This window comes from Streptomyces odontomachi, assembly GCF_024435355.1.
Classification (GTDB): domain Bacteria; phylum Actinomycetota; class Actinomycetes; order Streptomycetales; family Streptomycetaceae; genus Streptomyces; species Streptomyces odontomachi.
In genome coordinates this window covers 1-556 of sequence record NZ_JAMJWG010000097.1, presented here as the reverse complement: position 1 = coordinate 556, position 556 = coordinate 1, and the positions used below count along the sequence as shown (strand labels likewise).

General features: G+C 68.0%; 1 protein-coding gene. It reads right to left on the bottom strand.

The window, feature by feature from the left end:
- On the bottom strand, window positions 1-528 hold a 528-nt coding region (locus tag NQO67_RS43540; RefSeq protein ID WP_255956201.1), incomplete at its 3' end, for an acyltransferase domain-containing protein.
- Between the last annotated feature and the right edge of the window lie 28 nt (window positions 529-556).

Below are 556 nucleotides of genomic sequence, written 5' to 3'. Positions count from 1 at the left end.
CGCGGGCTGGTGCCAGTCGACGTCCAGACCGGCGATGAAGGCCGCCGCCAGGCTGGCGTGGAACCGCTCCAGACTCCCCTCATCACGACGAAGGGTTCCGGTGACCAGCGCGGGCTCGACGTCGAGGGCGTGCAGAGTGTCATTGACCGGGAGGGTCAGGACCGGGTGCGGGCTCGCCTCGACGAACGCGGTGTGCCCGGAGCCGGCCAGAACACCGATCGTCTCCTCGAAACGGACTCGCTCACGCAGGTTCCGGTACCAATACGCGGCATCGCAGACGGTGGTGTCCTTGAGGAGCCCGCCGGTGACGGTGGAGTAGAACGGGATGGACGACTCGCACGGCTTGACGTCCGCCAGCGCGCTCAGGATCTCCTCCCGGACCACCTCCACCTGCGGCGAATGGCTGGCGTAGTCGACCGGGATCATCCGCGCACGCACACCACGCCCCTCACACTCCGCGACCACGGCCTCCAGCACACCCTGCTGACCAGCAATGATCGTGGTGTGCGGACTGTTCACCGCAGCCACGCACGCAGCCTCACCGTGGGATGCCAGC